The sequence below is a fragment of the Clostridium sp. Marseille-P7770 genome, from assembly GCF_902143525.1.
Lineage (GTDB): Bacteria > Bacillota > Clostridia > Lachnospirales > Lachnospiraceae > Pilosibacter.
In genome coordinates this window covers 355,797-380,756 of record NZ_CABFVC010000001.1, presented here as the reverse complement: position 1 = coordinate 380,756, position 24,960 = coordinate 355,797, and the positions used below count along the sequence as shown (strand labels likewise).

Below are 24,960 nucleotides of genomic sequence, written 5' to 3'. Positions count from 1 at the left end.
TTCTAAAAAGTATGTTATAATGGAGTCACCATCTAAGAAACTAATGTATGGGACAAAAAGAGCAGCAAGAGGTGATATCATGGTAAAAAAAGAGATGATAGCGATGCTGTTGGCAGGAGGACAGGGAAGCCGTCTCGGTGTGTTAACACAGAAAGTGGCAAAACCGGCCGTCTCCTTCGGCGGAAAGTACAGAATTATTGATTTCCCGCTCAGCAACTGCATCAACTCTGGTGTTGATACTGTGGGAGTATTGACCCAGTACCAGCCCTTACGTTTAAACGCGCACATTGGAATCGGTATTCCGTGGGACTTAGACCGCAACGTCGGCGGCGTTACGATCCTGCCCCCTTACGAGAGAAGTAAAGGCAGCGACTGGTATACAGGAACCGCGAACGCAATTTACCAGAATCTGGAGTACATGGAGTCCTACAATCCGGAATACGTTCTGATCCTTTCCGGCGACCACATCTACAAAATGGATTATGAGGTCATGCTGGAATATCACAAAGCGAATAATGCGGATGTCACGATTGCCGCTATGCCGGTGCCGATCGAGGAAGCAAGCCGTTTCGGAATCCTGATCACGGATGACAACAATAAGATCACGGAATTTGAGGAAAAACCGGCGAACCCGAGAAGCAACCTCGCTTCCATGGGTATCTACATCTTCAGCTGGAAGGCACTGAAGGAAGCGCTCATCAAGCTTTCCGAGGAGCCGGGCTGTGATTTCGGAAAACATGTGATCCCGTATTGCTTCGAGCAGGGCAAACGGATCTTTGCATATGAGTACAACGGTTACTGGAAAGATGTCGGAACTCTCGGCTCCTACTGGGAAGCAAATATGGAGCTCATCGACATTATCCCGGAATTCAACCTGTATGAGGAATACTGGAAGATCTATACAAAGAGTGACCGGATCCCGCCGCAGTATATTTCCGCGGACGCGAAGATCACAAAGTGTATCATCGGCGAAGGTTCTGAGATCTACGGAGAGGTAACGAACTCTGTGATCGGATCTGGCGTAACGATCGAGAAAGGCGCTGTAGTCAAAGACTCCATCATCATGCAGGACAGCGTGATCGGTGAAGGCGCGGTGGTAGAAAAAGCGATCGTGGCCGAGGACGTAAAGGTCGGCGCCGGGGCGCACCTTGGTGTCGGTGAATATGCGCCGAGCAAATATGACCAGAAAGTATACCAGTTTGATCTTGTGACGATCGGCGAACACTCCGTGATCCCGGAGAACGTAAAGATCGGCAAGAATACAGCAATTTCAGGTGTGACGACCGCGGAGGATTATCCGGACGGAGCGCTTGAGAGCGGCGGCTACATTGTAAAGGCAGGTGGAATCGTATGAGAGCAATCGGTATTGTTTTAGCAGGCGGAAACAGCAAACGGATGCGCGAACTTTCCAGAAAGAGAGCGATCGCGGCAATGCCGATCGCTGGCAGCTTCCGAAGTGTGGATTTTGCGTTAAGCAATATGAGCAACTCTCATATCCAGAGTGTTGCCGTACTGACCCAGTATAATTCCCGCTCCTTAAATGAACATTTAAGTTCTTCCAAATGGTGGGATTTCGGAAGAAAACAGGGCGGAATGTATGTATTTACCCCGACGATCACGGCGGAGCACAGTGACTGGTACCGCGGTACCGCAGATGCGTTGTACCAGAATCTGGACTTTTTAAAGAAGAGCCATGAGCCTTACGTTGTGATCGCTTCCGGAGACGGTGTTTATAAGCTGGACTATAACAAAGTCCTGGAATATCATATCGAAAAGAAAGCAGACATCACAGTTGTCTGCAAGGACATGCCGGGTGATGTGGATGTGACACGTTTCGGTATGGTGAAGACGAATGCCGACGGACGGATCGTTGAGTTTGAGGAAAAGCCGATGGTGGCTGATTCCCATACGATCTCCTGTGGTATCTATGTTGTCCGCCGCCGTCAGCTCATCGAGCTCATCGAGCGCTGCGCGAACGAGGACAGATATGACTTTGTACAGGACATCCTGGTGCGCTACAAAGGTCTCAAGCGGATCTACGCATACAAGTTAAATACATACTGGAGCAACATCGCTTCTGTCGATGCTTACTACCAGACAAATATGGACTTCTTAAAACCGGAAGTGCGCAACTACTTCTTCAAAGAGTATCCGGATATCTATTCCAAGGTGGATGATCTTCCGCCGGCAAAATATAATCCGGGCGCATCGGTGAAGAACAGTCTCGTATCCAGCGGCTGTATCTTAAACGGAACTGTGGAGAACTCCGTTCTGTTCAAGAAAGTCTATATCGGAAACAACTGTATCATCAAGAACTCGGTGATCTTAAATGACGTGTATATTGGGGATAATACCGTTATTGAGAACTGCATCGTTGAGAGCCGCGACACGATCCGTGCCAACACAACGTATATCGGCAAACCGGACGATGTGAAGATCGTCATCGAGAAGAACGAGAGATACACCCTGTAAAAAGGGAGCCGCAGGCCGGAAGCGGGATATTCCGGATGGCGCGGCAAAAGGCAGAAAAACAGGCATTCAAATATTGACTGGCCGGTGATTACATAAAATCTGCGGAGAGCGCAGATGGGGGAGGTTATTATGCAGGTAACAGATGTACGTGTGAGAAGAATTGAGAAAGAGGGAAAGATGAAGGCAATTGTGTCCATCACACTGGACAATGAGTTCGTGATCCACGATATTAAGGTCATTGAAGGGGAGAAAGGCCTGTTTATCGCGATGCCGAGCAGAAAAGCTGCTGATGGCGAATACCGCGATATCGCCCATCCGATCAATTCCGGAACACGGGACATGATCCAGAGAGTGATCCTCGACAAGTACGAGACGACCACACTGGAGGAAGCGCAGGCAGTTTAGTTCTCCGGGAAACTTGTCCGGAGTGATTTCCTGACGCTGGTCCTGCAAAAAGATATAGCCGCAGAGAGCGGCTTGTGAATGGGGAAATAGAAAGTCCGCCGAATCGAAAGGTTTGGCGGACTTTTTTGCGAATTAGAATCGACGAAGTGTATGCAGGAACCGGTGTCGCGCTGCATTTGAGTTGAGCAGAATGATAAAAAAGACCTCCAGAAACCGGTATGATTCCGGAACTGGAGGTCGTAGATTTTTATGATTTCTTATATGATTACATAAGTCCCGGGATCAGAAGCGGAACATATACGATCATGAAGAATACGATGATCAGTCCGATCAGGTACGGGATAACAGATTTGGAGATCCGCTCGATCGGAAGTCCCGTGATACCGGAAGCAACGAACAGGTTGATGGCAACCGGCGGTGTGATCATACCGATGGCGATACCAACTACGAACAGGATTCCAAAATGTACGGTGCTGATTCCCATGGCCTTGACAAGCGGCAGGAACACCGGGGAAAGAATAATGATCGCGGAGGAGGTCTCCATGAAGACTCCGGCGAGCAGGATGATCAGGGAGATCAGGAACATGATCACATACTTGTTTGTGGAGATTCCCAATACTCCGCTTGCAATCGCCTCCGGGATCTTGTAGTTTGCGAGAACCCAGCCAAACGGACCGCTGCATGCGATGATGATCATGATGACAGCGGATGTCTTCGCACTTCCCTTCATGATCTCAATGAGACCCTTGAAGTCAAGGTCGCGGTAGATAAAGAAGGAAACGAAGATCGCGTAGATAACCGCTACGGCAGCAGCCTCAGACGGTGTGAAGTAACCGGAGAAGATTCCGCCGAGGATGATCAGCGGCATTAAGATTCCCCAGATCGCTTCCTTGAAGGTGTGGAGCACGTTTCCTACAGAGAACGCTTTTCCCTTCGGGTAGTTGAACTTGCGTGCCTGATAGAGGGAGATCGCAACGAGGATCACGCCCATTAAAATTCCCGGGACAAATCCATTTTTGAAAAGTGTGTTTACGCTGTCCTCAGAGATAACGGCGTATAATACCATCGGAACGGACGGCGGGATAACGACACCAATCGTTCCGGCAGCTGCGATCAGGGCAGCCGCGGAGTCTTCACGATAACCACGTTTCTTTAACTCCGGGATCAGAGTCGCGCCGACAGCTGCTGTTGTAGCAGCACCAGAACCGGAGATCGCTGCGAAGAACATACCTGCAAGGACGGATACGATGGAAAGACCGCCCTTTAACATACCGAGCAGAGACTCAGCGAACTCAACGAGCACCTTGGAAACCTTACCTTTTGCGAGAAGATCACCGGCAAAGATGAAAAACGGGACCGCGATCAGGGAGAAGGAATCGGTGCTGGCGAACATACGCTGCACGAGGATCAGGAGCTTTACATCGCCTTTTAAGAGAACGAGGAGAGCTGCGGCTGCGATCGCGAATGCGACCGGAACACCGATCAGAAGCAGAACGATAAAGGAAATAAATAATAATGCTGCCATGTTATGCCTCCTCCTTTCCAAATAAAAGTCCAAGAACCGCGTCAACCGCGTGTACGAGCATGAATCCGCATCCTACCGGAATGCAGAGGTAAATATATTTCATGGGAAGACGCATTGCTGCAGACAGCTGGTTTCCCTGTTTTCCGAAGTATTTCATACCATAGATGATCACGACAACAAAAAGAATTGTGCAGACCACATGGACGAGAAGTTTTAAGACTTTGCTTAATGCGGCCGGAACCATATCCTGAACGAAGGTGATGGAGATATGGCCGCTGTGCTTGTATACACAGCTTGCGCCTAAAAATGATGACCAGACTAAAAGGTAACGGGTCGCTTCTTCACTCCAGGAGAGTGCGGTGAATGCCATACGGCAGACGATCTGTGCGCCGGTGATAACGACCATGGCGCCGAGCATGACAACGATGATGTAGGAACATAAGGTGTCCAGGACATCGCTGAGTTTATGAAAACCTTTAACGAAAGCCAACGGTGTTTCCTCCTTTTTAAATCCTGAGCGGTTACTGCTCACGACAGGCGTTTTCCGCAGCCATGCATCTGTAAGGGGACGCCGGCGGCAGGTCCTGCAGGTGTGGAAAATGCTTATCGTGAACAGTAACCATGAAATGTGTTTAAGATGGGACCGGCTGCACAGGAGATCCTGGGCAGCCGGGTCAGATCACATGCTGAAATTCCGACTGCGAAAGCAGTGCCAGCGGATATCAGCACAAAAAGTTACGATCCAGAAACCGGGATTACTTTAAAGCATCCTGGATTCTTGTGATGTAGTCAGCGTAATCCGGATATGCATCGTATACGCTCTGAACAGCAGCACGGAAGCTGTCAACATCCGGGTTTTCTACGACTTCCATACCATGATCCTTGATCTCCTGGAGCTGGTCAGCTTCCTGATCAGCAACCCACTGACGCTCGTACTCAGCAGCTTCCTGAGCGGACTCCTCGAAGATCGTCTGAACATCTTCCGGTAAGGATTTGAAGAGGTCATTGCTCATTGTGATGATCGCTGTGGAGTAGGAATGACGGTCAAGTGTTACATATTTCTGGGACTCCCAGAGTTTGTAGGAGTAGATAACGTTGATCGGGTTCTCCTCGCCGTCGATGGTGCCCTGCTGAAGAGCTGTTAAAGCGTCGGACCATGCCATCGGAACTGCGTTTACACCAAGAGCTTTGAATGTTGCTGTGTAAACATCGTTCTCCATGACACGGAGCTTTAAGCCTGCAACGTCTGCTGCGTTTGTGATCGGTTTCTTGCTGTTTGTGATGTTACGGAAACCACGCTCTGCGTAAGCAAGTCCCTTTAAGTCTGCATCTTCAAGAGTTGCAAGGAGCTCTTTACCGATCTCGCCGTCGAGGATCTTGTAAGCTTCTTCGTTGTTTGCGAACAGGAACGGCATATCAAGAACGCCCATAGCGCTGGAGAAGTTTACGAACGGACCGCTTGTGATGATACCCATATCAAGAGTACCCATCTGCATGCTCTCAAGCATGGTACGCTCGTCGCCGAGAGCTCCGTTCGGATGGATCTCGATCTCGTAAGCGCCGTTTGTGCGCTCTTTTACGAGTTCAGCGAATTTCTCTGCACACACCTGGAAGCTGTCCTGCTCGTTTACGGTCGTACCAAGCTTTATTACGGTTGCGTCTGTGTTTGAAGTCGCTTCCTTGCTCTCAGCAGCGGAAGAATCAGCGGCAGCGGCTGTTGTCTCAGCGGCAGCAGCAGTTGTCTCTGTAGAATTGCTGGAAGAGCCGCAGCCTGCCATGGAAAGTACCATAGCGCCTGCCATTACAGCGGATAATAATTTTGCACTTTTTTTCATAATGACCTCCTAAAGTCTTTTAAGAATAGATTGATTATAAGTATATATCTTAACTGCCCCTCGCAGTAAGAATCTGAAGAATAAAAAAGCTCCTGTCTCTGTTAAAGAGACAGAAGCGAAACTTCTGCGGTACCACTCTTTTTGCTGTAAAAACAGCCTCTCGATCCCGTCGTTTTCCGGCTCATTTAGTGCGGAAAAGTAAACAGGCAACACGTTAACGGGTGTAAACCGAACCAGCCTACTTGGAACACTTTCAGTGGTTAGCTCCGGGAGGATTGTCTGTAACGCGGTGTCTGCAGCTTTTCACCAGCCAGCTGCTCTCTGAAAGACCTTCGTTAAGAGCGTTCCCATCATCGCAGGAAATATTTGAAACTGAACTTTATTATAGTCACAGATTTTCAAAAGTCAAGAGAATTAATTAAAATAAATCGCGTATTGTGAGAAAAATATGATATGATAGATCGTATAGTAAATTTATTTCATAGGAGATATTCCAACAGGTTATTATAGAGAATGGAGGAGGAGAATGAAACCGACCGTCAGTATAATTGTTCCTGTCTACAATGCGGAAAAATTTCTGAACCGCTGTGTGGACAGTATTCTCGGACAGGAATATAGAGATTTTGAACTGATCCTCGTAGATGATGGGAGCAGAGATATGTCAGGATCGATCTGTGATGCGTATGCGAAGACGGATGAGCGTGTGGTGGTGATCCACAAAGAAAATTCCGGGGTTTCGGATACGAGAAATCAGGGAGTAGAAAGGGCAAAGGGAACATATCTCCAGTTTGTGGACAGTGATGACTGGCTGACGCCGGATGCGACAAAGCTTATGGTCCGGGCGGCAGAGGAACATGGCTGTGATATGGTGATTTCCGATTTTTACCGCGTCGTTGGGGATATGGTATCCAGAAAAGGGGACATCGAGTCAGACTGCGTGATCGACCGGGAGGAATTCGCGTCGTTTATGATGGAGAATCCGGCGGATTATTACTATGGAGTGCTGTGGAATAAGCTGTATCGGCGCGATCTCGTAAACGGCTTCGGGATCCGGATGGATGCGGAGATCAGCTGGTGTGAGGATTTCATGTTCAATCTGGAGTATGTCCGCTATGCAGAGACATTCTATGCGCTGAGGACACCGGTGTATTATTATGTAAAGACAAAAGGTTCGCTGGTGAACCAGAAGATCAGCATCACGAAGACTGTGAAGATGAAGCTTATGATGTTTGAGTACTACAACAACTTTTATAAGCATGTGCTGGACGAAGAGGATTATGAGAAAAACCGGCTTCAGGTGTACCATTTTCTGGTGGATGCAGCGAAGGACGGCTTTGTTTTCCCAGCATCGATCCCCGGAAACCGGAAGCTCGGAGAGGAGCGGAGCAGTGCGCTACAGGAGGTGATTTCCGATGATGGGATCATTGTGGATAAATACCGGGACCGGAAACTTCTGGAGAGATATCTGGAGTCGGCGGCATTGAAGCATGATATGACAATGGAGGAACTTTCCCTGCTTTTATATCTGAAGGATGCAAGCCATGAACTGAGCAGAAAGAATCTTGCGGATCTTATGGATCTTAGCCGCGGAGACCTTGCGGTGGCGGTCCAGCGGTTGTCCGCGAAAAAGATGGTGGAGATAACGGAGCTCCCGAGAAGGCGGGGAACAGAACGAAAGATCCGACTGGAACTTCTTCCGGCATCAGAAGTTGTGATCCCGGATCTTGAGGCGGCGGAGAACGATTACTATCAGGCGAAGTTTGGAAATTTTACAGAGGAAGAGATCAGACAGTATACGCTGCTGGCACGGAAAGTGCGGGAGAACGAGAGGAGTATTTTGCAGCGGGGATAGGAGAAGGCGCATTCGCGAGAAGCTGCGGACTGCGTCAGGCGGTCGTACTGGTGTGGAAATACAACGGATAAACATCAAAAATATGGAGATAAAGATGGAAAAAGAAAAAACTTGCAAAATCGTATTCAGTGACATCGACGGCACGCTGCTGACGTCGGACGGACAGATCACGGAGGGGACGAAGGAGATGATCCTGAATCTTGAGAAGAAGGGAATCCCGTTTATCCTGACTTCCGCGCGGTCACCGGAAGGCGTGCGGGTCATTAAGAGAATGCTGGGGAACCATGCACCGATCATTGCGTTCTGCGGTGGACTGATCCTCGGTAACGACGGACATGAGATCTACAGTAAGATGATTCCGTTAAAACGGGCACTGGAACTGAAGGCGATGCTGGATAAGGACTTTCCGGCTGTTGCCTGCAATACCTTCGGCGGCGAGAAGTGGATCGTGGATGACCGGGACGATTGGAGAGAGCAGCGGGAAGAGAAAATCGTGGGATTTCCGGCTGAAATTGGATCTATTAAAGATACATTTGAAACAGAAGGCGGAATTCATAAATTTCTCCTCATGGGAGATCCGGACGTGATGACAAAGCTGGCGGCGGTTCTGGCAAGAGATTTCTCTGATCTTCAGTCCGCGGCATCCAACCCGGAATATCTGGAGATCACGGCAGCGGGCGTGGAAAAGTCGGAAGGTTTGAAGACGCTCTGTGGAAAACTCGGAATCTCCCCGGAAGAGGCAGCGGCCTTCGGTGACGGCGAGAGCGATCTTTCCATGATGCGTGCGGCAGGATTTGGCGCGGCGATGGGAAATGCGCCGGAGAATGTGCGGAGACGGGCACCGATGGTGATCGGGAAGAATGATGAGGAAGGGCTGCTGAAGAGGCTGAAGGAGATATTTAAGGACTGAGAAAAATTGAAGAAATAATTAAAAAAACAGACCCATTTGATACAAATCCAGAAATCAAATGAGCCTGTTTTTTAACCGAATCAAGTAAGTCCCCTGCTTCAATTGCGAAAAGCAATAAGCAGTGGGTGGGGACTTGCTTGTATCAGGAGGAGTGCAAGCTCCTTCTGATAAACTGCGGAGCAGTTATTCGGTTATGAGCAAGTAGCGAAGCGGATTGCGAATATCCGCTTGACTTACCAATATCCGAGCGACAGAAGATGTTTCAAAAACTCAACCGTATTACTTCTGTTTCTTCACCGCATTTCTCACCGCATCCGTTGTCCACTGACAAAGCTCAGCGATCTTGAAATCCTGATACCGTCTCATAGTCGTGAGGATCCTATCCCCGATGGGCTTGATATAGCTGTCGTCAATGACATCCAGACCGATCATGATCGCCAGTGCGTTCAGTACCGGGGCTGCGGTACAGTCCGCATCCTGACCTTCCATGGCGATGATGTGGCAGGTCTCCTTAAAGTCCATATTTCCGAACCAGAGGGCAATGACTTCTGCCGCCGCGTTCGGGTAGGCGTGGATCCAGTTGTACTCTTTGTAGCGCTCCTCGCAGGCCGTCCATACCGGCTCCCAGGAAGAATTTTCCTTGCAGAGATCCAGCGCATGTTTTACGACTGCGTAGTATTCGCTCTTATGCGGGATCATGTCCACCGCTTTCTCAACAACGGTCCGGATATGGTCCTCCGTGAAAGCGAGGGAGGTGAGCAGGGCGTTGAAGATCCCGCCCAGCATGCCATTGTTGGAGTGGGAGACGATGGAATCGTCCGCGGCGAGTCTCGCTGCGAGTTTCGGGTTTCCGGGTGCTAACATTCCGTGAAGCGGGGTGCGCATCTGCGCTCCGATCCAGTCGTAAAAGTAGTTGTTTGTTGTGCCGCTCTCCGGCGGAAGAAGCCCGCGGCGGAGATTTTCGATGGCTGTCTTCTCGGCGGAATATCCGTCGGAGATCAGCTCCAGCCACTTGTAGGCAACGTCGGCAGGCGTGATATCATAGCCTTTTTCGATGAATCCGTCAAGATAGGCGATCTCGTAGGTGATATCATCGTTGTATGTCTCCGGGCGGCGGAGATATCCGTAGACCTCGCCGAAGCGTTTACGGATCTGTTCTGTCGTATAACCTTCGATCTGGGTTCCAAGGCAGCCGCCGATGAGCTGTCCCATCCATCCTGCGGTGACTTTCTTTGCAAAGTCATCGGAAAAGACGTCATAGGGCGCTGCAGGGCCGAAATCAGCCTCTTTTTCTACATCCGCGAAGGTGCGGTAGGTGTTGTAGCTCCAGTAAGGGGAGGCGGGATCCTTTGGCGCTTCATTCAGTGCGTGGAAGATCTTCGCGGTAGCCACCTGGATCGCGGCTCCGTCCTTTTCCTCGGACGCCTTCAGGCCTTCCTCCATGAATTTCTCAGCTTCCGTCACATCATACCCCCGGTTGTGCATGCTCTGCACCGCGGCGATCACCACGTCGCAGGGCGCTTTGGATCCCGGAACCTTATTGTCCCAGTCGTGGAAAAGCTGTTTGTCGGAGGCGCGGCCGGCTTCCGTGTAGGCCATCCAGTCCGCCTCATTGTCGTCGTGAAGCTCCGGCGGAACGGCGTCCGCCGTCAGCTTATGTTCAAATTCCCATGCTTTCATAAAGAATCTCCCTCATTTCAGCTGTAAATACCACTTCCTGTCTCTGCTCAGGATAAGAAACAGGGCAGAGATCGGAAGAAAACACATTGTCAAAATGGATCATACAGAAGCTTTGCCTATATTTATAATAGCTCGGAATTTCGAAATAATTCCATCAATTCTTCTTTCCCGACATACTTCTCTTCGAATAAATTCCAATCGCAATCATCGTAACCACGTAAGGAATCGTCTGAATAAGCTGGGACGGCAGATTTAACATCTGAAGCCGCACTGCCAGTGAATCTGCCATACCGAAGATCAGTACCGAGCAGGCGATCTTCCATGGAATACCGAGACCCATGGATTCCGCCGCCATTCCGATCCATCCGCGTCCGGCGATCATGTCTCTTGAGAAGAAGGAAACATAACCCATGGACATGTACGCGCCGCCGATCCCGGCGAGACAGCCGGCGATGAGAAGGGCGATGTACTTATATTTCATGACGTTTAAGCCTACGGATTTTGCGGCACTCTCATTCTCGCCGACAGCGCGGATCCGCAGGCCGACGGTAGTCTTCCAGAAAAAGACCGTGAGGACGATCACCAGAATCAGCCCGAGATAAGTCAGAACATTATGTCCGGAGATAATGGCACCGAGAACCGGGATATCTTTGATAAGCGGAATCTTGATCTCCGGCATCACCGGACTCTTTAAACTCTGGGTGGAACCTTTATTTCCGGTCAGATAATAGGTCGTAAAGACTGTGAGACCGCCGGACAAAGTATTTAACGCAATTCCGGCGAGCACCGGGTTTGTATTCAGGATCAGCGTAAAGTAACCAAACACGAAAGCCAGCACCACGCCGACTGCCATTGCGAATATCACGCCGCCCAGAGCGCTGTGGGTAAAGTAACCGCCGACAGGTCCCGCAAGGGCACAGCTTAACATGATTCCCTCAGTTCCGATGGGATCGATGCCGCCTTTCACGAAGACCATGCAGGCCATGGCCGCGAACAGGATCGGAGTCATCACACGGATCGAGGTAAAGAGGAAGTCAGGGGAAAGAATCACACTCCAGATATTCATGCCTGTACCTCCTTTTTCGCTGCAGCTTCGAATTCTTTTGTCTCTTTGATGATGAGTTTCTTCTTATATCCGCTGAGGATCGCGGTGGCGGAGATCAGAAGGACCATAACTGCCTGAATGATGTTTACGATCTCAAACGGGATATCGGAATTTCTGGACATGATATCCGCGCCGATCCGCAGATAAGATAAAAACAGTGCTGCGAACGGGACATACTGTACCTTCCGTCTGGCGACGATGGCGATCAGAACACCGTCCCAGCCATAGCCCGGGAGTGCGGAATACTGGAAGCGCTGGTACATGCCGAAAAGCTCCGCAGCGCCGCCGAGTCCCGCCAGCATACCACCCAGAATCTGGGTCAGGATGATCATGAGGCCGGAGTTGATGCCCGCGTAGTTTGCCATATTGAAGTTTTCGCCCACAAGGTTTGCCTTAAAGCCGAAGGGTGTCCGGTTTACGATGACCCAGATCGCAAGGACAGTCACAAGGGCGATGATCGTACCGGAGTTGATACGCGTGCCGGTGATGATCTTGCTTAAAGCGCATCCTTCCGGAAATTTGTAGGAATAGTTGGAGTTCTGGGTCGGATCATAGAAGAAGGTGGTGATGATCCAGAGCCCGACGTACAGGCAGGTGTAATTGAGCATCAGGGAAGTTACAAGCTCATTGGAGCCGGTCTTTACTTTCATGATGCCCGGGATAAAGCAGATAAATCCGCCTGCGACCGCCGCAGCCGCCATGGCCACGATCAGTGCCGTTTTTCCGGAAAGTCCAAGTCCCAGGGAAGCCGCACAGGCAGCAACGGCGCCGATAAAGAACGCGCCTTCCATGGACAGATTGAAAAGCCCCGGTTTGAAGAGGATGATGACCGCAAGTCCTGTAAACATTAACGGTGTCATACCTTCGATGACGTTTCCGAAACGGCGGACGGAGGTCAGCGGTCCGAAAATAAAGTCTCCGAGAGCGGAGAGGGGCTGACTGCTGATCAGGAGAATGATCGCGAAGACGATGATCAGGGAGATCAGGATGGCGATCATGGTCCGCAGCATTTCTACATAAGATGATAGAGGTTTTTTCTGTTTCATGATTCCGATACCTCCTGATGTTTCAGCCCGAGCATGTAGTTTCCGAGCTCGAACTCATCTACTTTTTTCGCGTCCTCGAAGTAGGCGGCAGCCTGTCCGCCGCACATGACGAGAATGCTGTCGGAGAGTTCCATGATCTCGTTTAAGTCCGCGGAGATCAGGATAACGCCCTTTCCGGCATCGCGCTGTTCAATGATCTTTTTCCAGATAAACTCGTTGGCACCCACATCGATGCCCCGGGTCGGCTGGTTGGCGATCAGAAGCTTCGGGTCAGAGGAAAATTCCCTTGCGACTACGACCTTCTGCATATTTCCGCCGGACAGCATACCGATCGGCTGATCGTCATTCTGGCAGAGGACGCCGAAGTCGCTGATAAGTTTATCTGCCCGTTCATGGATATTTTTATAATTGAGAAGTCCGTGTTTTTTTAACAGCGGGCTGTCGATGATGTCTGCGATCATGTTGCCCCAGAGGCTGATGTTTCCGGCCGCTCCGGTTTTGATACGGTCCTCGGGGATATAGGAAATTCCGTCATCGCGGATCGCGCGGATGGATTTTCCAAGGATTTCTTTCCCGTCAAAGAGGATACTGCCTTTGACACCGGAGTAGAAACCGAAGATCGCCTCGGCGAGTTCATTCTGTCCGTTTCCCTCAACTCCTGCGATACCTAAGATCTGGCCCTTTTTCAGTGAAAAGGAGACATGGTCCAGGAGCTTTCGTCCTTCTTTATTTTCATAGGTCAGATCAGTGACTTTTAAGAGCGTGTCACCGAATTCTGCCGGCTTTTTATTCATTTTCAGGATGACATCGCGGCCCACCATGAAGCGGGAGATGTCTTCTTCTGTCGCGTTGGCGACCGGGATTGATCCCACTGTCCGTCCGGCGCGGAGGACTGTGATATTGTCGCAGATCTGCATGACTTCGCGGATCTTGTGGGAGATGAAGATGATCGTGTGATCATTTTTCTTTAGTAAAAGAAGCTGTTCAAAGAGTTCGTCTGTCTCCTGTGGCGTCAAAACTGCGGTCGGCTCATCTAAGATCAGGAGCTTCGCCCCGCGGAGCAGGACTTTTAAGATCTCGACCTTCTGTTTCTGGCTGACGGAGAGCTCTCCGACGACAGCCATCGGATCGATCTTTAAGTTGTACTTTTTGGCGGTTTCCTCCACCGCCCGGATCGCTTTTTCCTTGTCGATCATGATCCCGTTTTTCGGTTCCATGCCGAGGATCACGTTCTCATATACCCGTAGAGAATCCACGAGCATGAAGTGCTGATGAACCATTCCGATTCCGAGACGGATCGTGTCAGCGGCACTTTTTGGCTGGATCTTGTTTCCCTCGAAGATGATATCGCCCTCAGTGGCATCCTCGTCACCGAACAGGATCTTCATCAGGGTACTTTTTCCGGCACCGTTCTCACCCATCAGGGCATGGATCTCACCTTCCCGGACAGAAAAGCTGACATCCCTGTTGGCCATGACACCGTTGGGGTAGATCTTTGTGATATGTTCCATTTTCAGGATCTCTTTGCCCATACGGATCCTCCTTTCTTATAAAAGCCAAGGGGACTTGTTGACAAGTCCCCTGATGTACTCGATATTCTGGGAAAATCAATGGTCTTGGAAAGATTCTCCAGATGGTTTACATAAAATATCGCAGCAGGTTTCGAGTGGATCTGCCGGATAAAATTACGGAGCTACAGAGTCGATGAGAGCTTGAACTTCGTTCTGGTCAGCATCGCCGAGCGCTGTCGGGATCTCGATCTTTCCGTCGAGAACTTCCTGTTTCTTCTCCTCGATCGTTTTTTTGATCTCGTCCGGAACGTTCTTCTGGAAGTACTCGTTGTCAGCAAGACCTGCACCGTTTTCCTTTAAGCCAAGGAATTCACATTTGCCGTAAGGAACCGTTCCCTCTTCTTCCATCTCAGCCATTCTCACGAGGGAATCGCCGACATTCTTTAATACGGAAGAAAGGATCACGTTTGCCTTTGCCTCATCGGAACCGGAGAACAGCATTGCCTGATCAGAGTCAACGCCGATGATGTATTTGCCCATCTCAGCGGCAGCCTCTACGCAGCCAAGTCCGGCCTGCTCAGCAGCCGGGAAGATAATATCAACGCCCTGATTGTACTGGGCGATAGCTGTCTCTTTACCCTTTGCGGTATCATCCCAGGAACCGATGTAGGATACGTATACCTTGATATCCGGGTCAACAGATTTTGCGCCTGCGATGTATCCAACAAGGAAGTCAGTGATGATCGGGTGCTCGGAACCGCCGACGAAACCGATCTTCTTGTCTTCATTTGCGTTTGGCATGTCTTTGGATTCTGTTACAAGTGCTGCGAGAACGCCGGCAAGGTAGCTGCCCTCGTTCTGTTTGTAGCTGATCGCGTAAAGGTTCGGCCACTTGCCCTCTTCCATATCAGAGTCGAACATAACGAATTTCTGATCCGGGAATTCTTCCGCAACCTGCTCGATGACCTCAGCGGAGGAAGATCCGTTGGAAATGATAACATCGTATTTTCCTTCCTCAGCGAGATCCTGGAATGTCGGCTCCCACTTTGTCTGGTCACGGCCGATCTCGATAACCTTTATCTCGCAGCCAAGATCAGAAGCGATCTTTTCCATACCTGCGTTTGCAGAATCGTTGAAGGATTTATCACCTAACTGTCCTGTACATACGAATACAAAGGACGGCTTCTTTGTGTCTGTCTCAGCAGCAGATGTCTCAGCACCAGCTTTTGCGCTTTCAGCGGCAGCGCTTGTAGAAGCAGTATCAGTTTTTCCTCCGCACGCAGTGAGTAGCAGTCCGGCTGCTAAGAATAATGCGGTAGCTTTCATGGTCTTTTTCATGGTTTCCTCCTGTTTTTCGGCTTGTCCTCCGGAGAATATGACCTCCGGAGAACAGATTTGATTTTTTTCATGGGTATACTATACCAAATTTGTGCAAATTAGACAATGAATATAGTGAAAAAAGCGAAAAATCGTTAAGAAAATAACAATGACGACAGTTGTGCCTCACAATGGCCGATGATATAATGAAAATGTGTGAAAAGGAACACAGACAGCATATGCAATATGGAAGACAGGATGGTAAGGCTATGAAAGGGAAGATTTTAACAGGCGCGGGGCTGCTGCTGATCGCGGCGGCTCTTCTTCTTACTGTTTATAATATAAGAGAATCAGACCGGGCCGGAGCAGAGTCAGAGGAGATGGTGGTCCGGATGGAGTCACTGACAGCAGCTCTGCCGGAGCGGCTGGAGACGGAGAAAAAGGAACTGGTGCCGGAATATAAGAAGAATCCGGAGATGGAAATGCCGACAGTGGAGGTAAATGGACAGGAATGTGTGGGGATGATCGAGATTCCGGCGCTGGGGCTCAAGCTTCCGGTCATCAGCGAGTGGAGCGACGTAAAGCTCAAGAAAGCGCCGTGCCGCTACAGTGGTTCCGCGTACTTAAAGAATATGATCATCGCCGGACATAATTACCGCACTCATTTTTCCGGCATCAAGCGCCTGAATCCGGGCGATTCCGTAGTATTCACAGATGCGGACGGAAATATATTTTCCTATGAAGTGGCGGAGATCGAGACGGTTGGCGGCTATGACATCGAAAAGATGGAAGCCGGGGACTGGGATCTGACACTGTTCACCTGCACGAATAAGGGGAAGGCGCGGGCTGCGGTGAGATGCAGGGAGATTGAGGAATAGAGAGGAGCATTTTTACTTGAAATGCTCTCAGGGAAACAAAGGGTCTGTGTACGGAAACGGGGAAAGTACCTTCGGAGAAGGTGTACTTTCCCTGTTTTTTGCTGTTACATCTGGAAAAGATGACCGGCGGCAGATTGCGCAGATCAAATATTATTTTTTGTAGAAACAGTTTCCGCCAATAATTTTATAGGAAGAATAACTGCCGGTTGAGGCGCGTTTGGCGGCTTTGAAGAAGAGGTAGTCACCGATATTGTTGGAGCCGGCCAGAGCATCTTTGGTGGCCTTTATGCAGGACTTGGACGGACCTTTTGCGAGGTATTTGTCCAACAGGCCGGAGGTCGCGCCGGGGAACTGGCCGTCGGCGTAGATCACGTCGGAGATCGTTTTGCCCCATTTTTTGGATTTTACACGGTTTACGATGCAGCTTGCCACGGCGAGCTGGTCCTCATAGCGGTCATCGCCAGTCTCCATCGCGACGCAGGCTGCCATCAGGTAGATCTCGTCCTCAGTGGTGGAGATCACATAGGACGGTGCCGCGGAGGTTCCGTTTCCGGATGCGCTCAGCGCCGCGGACTCTTCCTTTGCGTCGACAGCGGCAGCAGGAACCGGGCCGATGGAGGCATATTGACTGGAAATATAGCCGTTTGTGTCGGCGGAGAGCTGAACCTTTGCCCAGCCGTCAGATTTACTTAAGACAGGGAAGGAATCGCCTTCAACCGCCTGTTTTAAGATTGCGGAATCTGTGGACGGGGTCTCGCGGACATTTAAGGTAGTTGCGGTGATCTTTGCGGATAAGAGACCGAGCTCTTTTGCTAACGGCTCGATATCTGTGCCGAAGAGCAGGTATTTATCGCTCATCCAGCCCTCAATTTTTCCGGAACGGACCTTCGTCCAGCCATCTTTCTTCTCTAATACGGTTCCGCCCGCTCCACGGTAGCACTTTCCGACGATCTCTCCGTCCGTGGACGGTTTCGTCCGCATATTTAACGGTTCACTTGTCACATTTGCCACGGCAAGATTGTCATAGGCGGATGCGGCGAGAGATGGAAGAGCCGGGAATGCGGTGGAAAGGAACAGGACAGATGCGGCGGCAGCCGCTTTTAAAAGAAGCTTCTTTGAAAAGTCAGGAATCAGATTCTGTAATTTTCTCATGCAAAATTTCCTCATATAGGTTGAATATCCCGCTTGTATTACGAGAGCTGTTTCAAATATTACAAAATTATTACAAAAATAATATACCAAAAATGGAGAAAATTGTCAAGTTAGTGTAGCAAACAGAGAACGGAAGCTGATTGTTGTTTAAAGCGGGCTGGAGTTTGAATAATCTAACCAAAACTTTTAACACCAATAAGGTGTGAATCGCATTTTAGGTATGGGAAGTCTTAGCAGTCTGAAAATACAGATTTACAAAGAGAGACAAATTCATTCATAGCGCTTGTAAGATACATTCCTTTTCGAAATGAGATGTATAAAGGGCAAATAACTCTATGCAAAGGCCTCAGGTACGTTATATTGAAAGAAGAACTTAAAGCTGCGATATTGGTGGATGTAAGTACGGAGCATCCCATTTCAGCTTGAATTAATTGAAGTATAGTATAATAGTCAAATACCTCAAAATATTTGCTTGGAAAAAAATTTTCACTTTGAAAAACAAGCTCACTAAGCTTTCTGCCGCCTTGAGAAGCATAATGGAGAATAAAGGTATCATTAGAAAAAGCGTGAAGTGAAACAGCAGGTGCTTCTCGCCAACTTTTCCCGGCAAATTTTTTTGCATAAGGATGAGAAGGAGGAAGTGCAAGTAATTCTTCGCCGGTACATAACTTGATTTGCTGAAGAGAAGGATAAAAGACACTGTTGATCATAAAATCAGCGGAACCATCAAGTACAAGTTGATACAGCTCTTCCCGATTGCTGCCATGAACCAGTTTAAAATCAACATTAGGAAGACGCTGCTTCATTTGAAGCATTAAAGGGACTAAAAATAGCTGGGTGCGCATGGGTGACATTGCAAGAGTAATACGTCCGGTATTATTTTGCTTAAGTTCATATAGTTGATTTTTGAAATCTTTATCCATCAGAACAAATTTTTTCAGTTTGTCATAGTATAATTCTCCCTCAAAAGTCATTTTTAAAGGGGTGACATCACGATTGAATACAGGACAACCTATATTGGCCTCTATAGATGATAGCCGTTGACTGAGTGCAGGCTGCGATATAAATAAGGTTTTACAAGCAGCAGTAATATTACCTGCTTTTTTGATTGCGGATAGAGTTATATATTCCATGTGATAATCATTCATACTCGGTCCTCATTTCTATATAAGCATTTTCTTATCGGATATATAATATATATTTGATTTGTATTATACACTGTATTGCCGTATAATTCAATCATACAAATATATTTGTAAAAAAATAAACAGATAACTATCCAATAGAAAGAGATGGTGAAAAATAATGGCATTAAATCTGCAAAAATACGTGGAAAGTATTATAAAAAAGAAAATTGAAACATATCATATTGTAGTGCGTCAACATAATCAGGAAATAGGGAGATTTGATTGGAGAGATAATCGTAGAGATAATATACATTCAGTCAGTAAAAGTTTTTTAAGCGTTGCAATCGGCATGGCTGTAGAAGAGGGAATTTTGTCTCTGGATGAAAAACCTGCTGTTATTTTTAAAGATAAACTTCCAGATCATCCATCAGACAATCTAATGAATATTACAATTAGAGATATGATAATGATGGCAACAGGGCATGATTATTTTGTACTTCAGGGATATTCAGGAGATCCTAAATATCCAGGACGTGATGAGCTTAGAGGAGAAGACTGGGTAAAATACGCATTGTCATTTGATGTGCCATATGCTCCAGGAACACATTGGAAGTATAATAATTTTGGACCATATCTTTGCTCGGTTATCATCCAGGATCGAACAGGTCAAAATTTGAGAGATTATCTTGTGCCTCGATTATTTGATCCGTTGGATATTATTAATCCGCAATGGTTTCAGTCTACCGCAGGATATACTCTTGGTTGTGGAGGACTTCATTTAAATACATATGAGCTTTCAAAATTTGGTCAGTTGCTTTTAAACAAGGGTAATTGGAATGGTAAACAACTTGTATCAGAAGCGTGGATCAATACAGCAACTTCTAATTTGATATCAAATGATATTCCGGGAGAAAAGCTTGGCGTGGATGAAAAAGCCGGATATGGATATTTTTTCTGGAGATGTGCTCGTGATAATGCATTTCGTGGCTATGGATGGGGAGGACAATACCTCATAGTAATTCCTGATCTTGACGCCTGCATTGCAATCATGTCTCATGATTTTAATAATCAGGCACTTTTAGACAGTGTATGGGATCATGTCATTCCTCTTTTGAAAGAGAGTATTTAATATTTGAACACAATTGATAACAAGTTTTATATACAGTTTGTTTGGGGGAAAATATATGAATAGTGAATCAAGAAAAAAAATTCAATTTCCGCATTCGTACGTTATTATCATCTGTGTATTGTTATTTGCATGTATTATGACTTATGTGATTCCCGCAGGAGAATATGCCCGCTATGAGAACTCTGCTGGCTTGACGGTAGTGGATCCAGATACATTTAAGTTTGTACCCAATACTCCGGTAGCTTTATGGCGTGTACCCGAACAGATTATGAACTCTGCGGCTAAAAATGCTACGGTTGTTTTTTCAATCTTTATAATCGGAGGGGCATTTGGCGTAATCTTGGCGACAGGAGCGTTTGAGGCTTTAACAGCCAAAATGGCAAAACGCTTTGCAGGCAAAGAAACCTGGCTGATTCCTGCATTTAGTTTGATTTTTGCATTGGCGACAACAACTATGGCTAATAACCAATTTATTGGTTTTGCACCGATAGGAGTAATGGTTGCACTTGCGTTTGGGTTTGATGCAGTTGTTGGATGCGGGATGATCTGCTTGGGAGGAGCAATTGGATTTTCTACGGGTACTTTTAATGTAAATACTACTGGAATCGCGCAGGAAATAGCGGAGCTTCCACTGTTCTCAGGTCTTTGGCTTCGCTGTATAAGCTTTGTGATCTTTCTGGTCGTTACAGACATTTATCTTATTTCCTATGCAAAAAAAATTAAGGCAGATCCCAGAAAAAGTGTTATGTATGGTTTACAGACAAACAATACAGATGAGGCAAAAACAATAGATGATTTTCAAAAAATGAATAAGAAACATGTAATTGTGTTGTTGACGATCCTTGCATTCTTTATTGTATTGATTTATGGCTGTGCGAACTATAAATGGGGGCTTGCAAAAGTTTCGGTTGTATTTATGTATATGTCAGTGGCTTCTGGGCTGTTGTATGGTTTTGGACCAAGCCGCATTGCTAAAGAGTACATAAAAGGAATGAAGGACATGACAGAGCCTGCAATTATTATTGCAATGGGATGTGCGACAACTTTGATTCTGTCAGAAGGTCATGTTCTGGATACCGTTGTACGTTCATTGGCACAGGGAATTGGATATCTTCCATATATTCTGCGTGCTCCGGGAATGTATATTCTTCAGACTGTCACCAATTTTTTTATTGTCGCGGGAAATGCACAGGCAGCCGTTGCCATGCCGATTATGGTTCCGGTTGCGGATATGGTAGGAGTCAGCAGACAGACAGCTGTTCTTGCATTTAACTTTGGAGATGGATTGAGCAACTATATTCTACCGCATTCATCAGCACTTATGGGATTTATTGGAATGGCCAATATACCATATGATCGTTGGATGAGATTTATGCTTAAACTATTTGCTATTTGGGCAGTAGTAGCAATGATAATTGTAGCTTTTGCGTCTGTGATTCAATATAGTTAGAAGCAGAATGGATCATGAACTATTAGCAGTAGGATCTTGTGAAGTCTATAACACATTCATTACATATAAACTTAGCAAGAACGTTGCCGATAAAGTTTTAAGCTTGCTGGTATTGCTGCTCGAAATACTAGAAACGAAAAATGGGAATGCTGACAGCAAAAATCAGCATTCCCATTGATATTTCCTGAGGTCCACATGCATCGCGTCCTTCAGTTCTACGCCTTCCTGTCGCAGCAGAAATGCGTGTTCCGGCCAGCCGGGGACGAGGCGGCCGGCGTGGTTTACGACGCGGTGGCAGGGAAAATCTCCGTAGTTTGAGGCGTGGGAGAGGACCCGGGCCACGAGGCGGGAGTTTTTGTCCCTGCCGATGAGACGGGCGATCTGGCCGTAGGTGGCGACGGTTCCCTCGGGAATCTCCGCGACTACGGACAGGACTTCGTATGCGAAATCTTCAGTGAAACGGGCAGATGCTGCCATATTACTGCGTCTCCTTCTGCTCTTCCCACATTTTCACCGGCATGCCGTTGACTTCCACGTTGTCCTCGACCGCTATCACAAGGCAGCGGCGGCCGCCGATGAACTTCGTTTCTACAAGATCTAACCGATCCGGATTGACCTTGATGTCTACGTCCGGTGTCTTCACGGCAAACTTTCCGGTTCCTGTGATGGCCGGTACAAGGATCGCGGTATTTTCTCCGGCAGCTTCCTCGTAGACTTTATCAAAGTGCTCCAGACGTTCCGGCTCCACACCACTCTTTTCGAGAAGATCTTTTACTTCCGGCTTTGTGAGAGTCAGCGGAACTTCGTCTTCCTTATGTTCCTCCGCAAGCTCCGTAAGGTTTTCGTGGATCTGGCGGACAGTCTCATAGTTGCATTCCTCTCCCAGCGTATCGGTCAGGATCTCCTGAAACGCTTCTTTCTGGGACTTAAAGGAGATCGGCGTAGGCGCACCGAGGCAGGCATCAATAAATTCAGAGTGGAGCTCCTCTGGGTTTTTTGAGAAATACAGGACGTTGTGAATATCGCTGCTGCGGTCATTAAATGCAGGGAACAGGAATCCGGTCATCGGAGCCTGGACCCACCAGTCACGCGGGCGCTCCTCGATCGCATTTGTCGCCTCATTGTAGGAAAGTCCCGGTTCTGAGAGCTTTACCGGGCAGATGCAGCAGAGAATGTGGTTGTAGACTTCCTCGGATGCATCGAACATTTCCTCATTGTCGGAAGCTTTTCCCGGAACATCGTAGGCACTGTGGATCAGGATGATGTAATAATTCTCTCCGTACTCGTAATTCTCGATCACTTTGTTATAGAAAACATCTACAGTCTCATCATCAGCGATCTTTTCGTCGCGAAGCTTCATGAGAAGTGCGTGGGCGCTGTCCGGGCCTTCATCGTGGATCGAGTATTCCAGGTTGTGGAGATTCTTGCCGATCCCGCCGGAGAGTGCCTTCTTGAAGATCTCATAATATTTGAAGATCTCTTCCTCGGAGAGTGCAAAGAATGCCTCTTTCAAGGTTGTCTTGATCTGTTTTTCAGCATCAACATAGCATCCGCAGATGCGGGTGATTGCGTTGTTATCTTTTTTAAATTGTTTTTTAATTTCTGAAATTTCACGTTTATTCATAATGTATACCCTTTTTAATTCAAATTGAATTTGTGCAGAAACTGCTCCGAACTGAGAAAAATACCGGATGCTCATCGCTCTCAATCAGTGGAAATTGTATCCGACATAAATCCCCGGTTAAAGTGTAAACCGGGGAGAAATATGACACAAAAGGGCAGTATCCCTTTTGGTATTAAAATTTTCTGTTCTGTGGCAATCCCTGCGTTTATTTATTCAGGAGCTTCTCCGCATAATACATCGCCGCCACATGCACCGCCTGCACGAGTCCGCCTTCCGCCATCAGCTTTTTCGTTTCCTCAGCGGACATGACAACGATCTCGAGATCTTCGGTGGCGTCCAGATGCTGGCTGCTGACTTTCTTGCAGTCCGTGATCAGATAGCAGTGGGCGAAATTGCTGATGCATGCCGCATTTGGTGCGACCTTGCATAGAAATACCGGTTTGCTCCCGGCATAACCTGTCTCCTCGAAGAGTTCTCTCACGGCTCCGGCGCCCGGATCGGCGTCCGTCGGCTCCATACAGCCTGCCGGAAGTTCCAGAAGGATCTGTCTTGTTCCATGGCGGTACTGGCGCACGAAAACGAAATCTCCGTCCACAGTGACAGCGACCACAACGACAAAATCCGGCACAGTATTTACATAAAACGGAGAGATCTTTGTACCGTCCGGCAGTGCACAGTCATCGGCATGAAGATCGATCCAGCGGTCTTTTACGATCGTCCGTGATCCGTTGCAGATCCATGGTTTGATAGACATAGCTTTTTCCTCCATTATAATGCGATCAGGCTCTCATCATCCGGGACATAGATATTTCCGCTGTAATAGCGTTTTCCCTCACTCTTATAAAGACGTTCCCTTCCGGCAACATTGCTGTCCTCCGTGTGCCAGAGAACGAGGTTCGGGATCCCGAGAGACTCCGCAAGTTCACAGGCGTCCTTCACGGTGCTGTGATGCTTTTCATACGGCTTCCAGATATCGCGCTCCGCATAGAGGCAGAACGCCTCGTGGAGCAGCCAGTCACTGCCGCGCACATACTGTTCACAGTCCGGATTGTACGGCTCATCTCCGACGCAGGTGAGTTTTCTTCCATTATTTAATGTCAGCGTAAAGCCGAACTGTTTTAATTTCGTGGAGTGGATATCGAAGAACGTCACATCATAGCTTAAAATATGGCGCGTCTCCCCGTCCTTCACTTCCTCCAGATGGATCCGGTCACCGATCATGTTGTAAAACTTATCCTGGATCGTCAGGCGGCAGAGTGTTTTGATCGTCTCGATCAACTCTGCGTGGCAGTAAATGTGGGCGTCCCCGATATACTGGTCCTTTTTCATCTTTGTTGCGATCATGCGGATCATCCAGACGATGCCGAGTACATGGTCTGTGTGGGCGTGGGTCACGAAAATGTGGTGGATCCGCTCTAAGGGAACCTGCATGTTGTCCAGGATCTTTAAGATCCCGTTTCCGCCGCCGGCATCCACCATAAAATATTCGTCCCCGTCGCGGAGCGCAAAGCATGTATTATAAAGGTTGGTAACCGTGGCATTTCCGGTACCAAAAACGTAGAGAAGCTCGCTGTCCATGAAAATCTCCTTTTCTTCCTGCTCATAAGTGCCGTGCCGTCCAGATCAGCGATCATCACTGTCTGCATCGGCCGGACACCAGATTCTTTGGTTGAGTTTTGAATATGAATATGTTACTATAAAATAAATGGAAAAGCAATTCCCGGGCGGTTAAATTTTTAACCTGTAAGGTGGAAGAAGAGCATGAAAAGCTCCGCAAAAACCAGAAAAAAGCTGTTGTTTTTCATGGCCGAAAGTTTCTAAAATGAAAATTCTCTACCATACAGTAATTAGTGCAGAGTTGGCCGATTTGGAATGCGAATCATCGGCAAAATTCCGCTGCGGAGCACAGACGGAGGTGCTGTGTACTGTAACAGGATTTAAA

General features: G+C 48.0%; 22 protein-coding genes and 1 other annotated feature. Of the genes, 8 read left to right on the top strand and 14 right to left on the bottom strand.

The annotated features are described in order from the left end of the window. The first annotated feature begins 79 nt into the window (after positions 1-79). The 3 genes from FN001_RS01775 (at position 80) to spoVG (ending at position 2,877) form a co-directional block, all read left to right on the top strand. Entirely contained in the window at positions 80-1,354 is a 1,275-nt protein-coding gene (locus tag FN001_RS01775) for a glucose-1-phosphate adenylyltransferase (RefSeq protein ID WP_015553021.1), read from the top strand. Next, a complete protein-coding gene (gene glgD, locus FN001_RS01770) occupies positions 1,351-2,472 on the top strand; it encodes a glucose-1-phosphate adenylyltransferase subunit GlgD (RefSeq protein WP_142410590.1) in 1,122 nt (373 codons plus the stop codon). The genes FN001_RS01775 and glgD overlap by 4 nt, the downstream gene beginning before the upstream one ends. A gap of 129 nt (positions 2,473-2,601) precedes the next feature. After that, positions 2,602-2,877: a septation regulator SpoVG gene (spoVG, locus tag FN001_RS01765; RefSeq protein ID WP_015553023.1), complete on the top strand. Its 276-nt coding sequence runs from the start codon at positions 2,602-2,604 to the stop codon at positions 2,875-2,877. A 265-nt stretch (positions 2,878-3,142) separates the two neighbouring features. On the opposite strand, the gene FN001_RS01760 is transcribed toward spoVG, so the two are convergent. The 3 genes from FN001_RS01760 to FN001_RS01750 form a co-directional block, all read right to left on the bottom strand. After that, positions 3,143-4,402, bottom strand: a complete 1,260-nt coding sequence (locus FN001_RS01760) for a TRAP transporter large permease (protein WP_118599288.1) — start codon at positions 4,400-4,402, stop codon at positions 3,143-3,145. A 1-nt stretch (position 4,403) separates the two neighbouring features. Further along, positions 4,404-4,892, bottom strand: coding sequence for a TRAP transporter small permease (locus FN001_RS01755; RefSeq protein WP_142410589.1), 489 nt, complete (start codon positions 4,890-4,892; stop codon positions 4,404-4,406). A gap of 265 nt (positions 4,893-5,157) precedes the next feature. Beyond that, the gene (locus tag FN001_RS01750; RefSeq protein ID WP_142410588.1) at positions 5,158-6,237 is read right to left on the bottom strand and encodes a TRAP transporter substrate-binding protein; all 1,080 of its coding nucleotides are present in this window, start codon (positions 6,235-6,237) and stop codon (positions 5,158-5,160) included. A gap of 102 nt (positions 6,238-6,339) precedes the next feature. Then, positions 6,340-6,600, bottom strand: a binding site (T-box leader). A gap of 163 nt (positions 6,601-6,763) precedes the next feature. On the opposite strand from FN001_RS01750, the gene FN001_RS01745 reads away from it, so the two are divergent. Both FN001_RS01745 and FN001_RS01740 read left to right on the top strand, forming a co-directional pair. After that, complete coding sequence (locus FN001_RS01745) at positions 6,764-8,089, top strand: glycosyltransferase (RefSeq protein ID WP_142410587.1); 1,326 nt, start codon at positions 6,764-6,766, stop codon at positions 8,087-8,089. 94 nt (positions 8,090-8,183) lie between these two features. Next, positions 8,184-8,999 carry a Cof-type HAD-IIB family hydrolase gene (locus FN001_RS01740; protein ID WP_185911807.1) on the top strand — a complete coding sequence of 272 codons (816 nt, stop codon included), beginning with the start codon at positions 8,184-8,186 and terminating at the stop codon, positions 8,997-8,999. A 279-nt stretch (positions 9,000-9,278) separates the two neighbouring features. Here FN001_RS01740 and FN001_RS01735 read toward each other — a convergent pair whose 3' ends face one another. From FN001_RS01735 to FN001_RS01715, 5 genes are all read right to left on the bottom strand, one after another. After that, positions 9,279-10,679 carry an ADP-ribosylglycohydrolase family protein gene (locus FN001_RS01735; RefSeq protein WP_142410585.1) on the bottom strand — a complete coding sequence of 467 codons (1,401 nt, stop codon included), beginning with the start codon at positions 10,677-10,679 and terminating at the stop codon, positions 9,279-9,281. A gap of 154 nt (positions 10,680-10,833) precedes the next feature. Next, positions 10,834-11,745: an ABC transporter permease gene (locus tag FN001_RS01730; protein ID WP_182429436.1), complete on the bottom strand. Its 912-nt coding sequence runs from the start codon at positions 11,743-11,745 to the stop codon at positions 10,834-10,836. Beyond that, positions 11,742-12,830 (bottom strand): ABC transporter permease, encoded by a 1,089-nt coding sequence (locus FN001_RS01725; protein WP_142410584.1) that lies wholly within the window; start codon positions 12,828-12,830, stop codon positions 11,742-11,744. Before FN001_RS01725 ends, FN001_RS01730 begins: the two co-directional genes overlap by 4 nt. Then, complete coding sequence (locus FN001_RS01720; RefSeq protein ID WP_117551843.1) at positions 12,827-14,362, bottom strand: ABC transporter ATP-binding protein; 1,536 nt, start codon at positions 14,360-14,362, stop codon at positions 12,827-12,829. The genes FN001_RS01725 and FN001_RS01720 overlap by 4 nt, the downstream gene beginning before the upstream one ends. Positions 14,363-14,515: 153 nt before the next feature. Then, on the bottom strand, positions 14,516-15,679 hold the full coding sequence (locus FN001_RS01715; RefSeq protein WP_142410583.1) for a BMP family ABC transporter substrate-binding protein: 1,164 nt from the start codon (positions 15,677-15,679) through the stop codon (positions 14,516-14,518). Positions 15,680-15,927: 248 nt separating this feature from the next. On the opposite strand from FN001_RS01715, the gene FN001_RS01710 reads away from it, so the two are divergent. Next, positions 15,928-16,536 (top strand): sortase, encoded by a 609-nt coding sequence (locus FN001_RS01710; protein ID WP_185911806.1) that lies wholly within the window; start codon positions 15,928-15,930, stop codon positions 16,534-16,536. 150 nt (positions 16,537-16,686) lie between these two features. Here FN001_RS01710 and FN001_RS01705 read toward each other — a convergent pair whose 3' ends face one another. Together FN001_RS01705 and FN001_RS01700 are read right to left on the bottom strand one after the other, a co-directional pair. After that, positions 16,687-17,688, bottom strand: a complete 1,002-nt coding sequence (locus tag FN001_RS01705) for an SH3 domain-containing protein (protein ID WP_142410581.1) — start codon at positions 17,686-17,688, stop codon at positions 16,687-16,689. A 230-nt stretch (positions 17,689-17,918) separates the two neighbouring features. Then, a complete protein-coding gene (locus FN001_RS01700) occupies positions 17,919-18,836 on the bottom strand; it encodes a LysR family transcriptional regulator (RefSeq protein ID WP_118321902.1) in 918 nt (305 codons plus the stop codon). 157 nt (positions 18,837-18,993) lie between these two features. Here FN001_RS01700 and FN001_RS01695 point away from each other — a divergent pair, with 157 nt between their 5' ends. Both FN001_RS01695 and FN001_RS01690 read left to right on the top strand, forming a co-directional pair. Further along, a complete protein-coding gene (locus tag FN001_RS01695) occupies positions 18,994-19,944 on the top strand; it encodes a serine hydrolase domain-containing protein (protein WP_142410580.1) in 951 nt (316 codons plus the stop codon). 55 nt (positions 19,945-19,999) lie between these two features. Then, entirely contained in the window at positions 20,000-21,394 is a 1,395-nt protein-coding gene (locus FN001_RS01690) for a YfcC family protein (protein ID WP_118321904.1), read from the top strand. Positions 21,395-21,556: 162 nt separating this feature from the next. On the opposite strand, the gene FN001_RS01685 is transcribed toward FN001_RS01690, so the two are convergent. The 4 genes from FN001_RS01685 to FN001_RS01670 form a co-directional block, all read right to left on the bottom strand. Continuing rightward, a complete protein-coding gene (locus FN001_RS01685) occupies positions 21,557-21,871 on the bottom strand; it encodes an MGMT family protein (RefSeq protein WP_142410579.1) in 315 nt (104 codons plus the stop codon). A gap of 1 nt (position 21,872) precedes the next feature. After that, positions 21,873-23,018 carry a DUF4317 domain-containing protein gene (locus FN001_RS01680; RefSeq protein WP_142410578.1) on the bottom strand — a complete coding sequence of 382 codons (1,146 nt, stop codon included), beginning with the start codon at positions 23,016-23,018 and terminating at the stop codon, positions 21,873-21,875. 205 nt (positions 23,019-23,223) lie between these two features. After that, positions 23,224-23,772, bottom strand: a complete 549-nt coding sequence (locus FN001_RS01675) for an NUDIX hydrolase (RefSeq protein WP_118531118.1) — start codon at positions 23,770-23,772, stop codon at positions 23,224-23,226. 14 nt (positions 23,773-23,786) lie between these two features. After that, the gene (locus FN001_RS01670; protein ID WP_118297270.1) at positions 23,787-24,596 is read right to left on the bottom strand and encodes an MBL fold metallo-hydrolase; all 810 of its coding nucleotides are present in this window, start codon (positions 24,594-24,596) and stop codon (positions 23,787-23,789) included. Between the last annotated feature and the right edge of the window lie 364 nt (positions 24,597-24,960).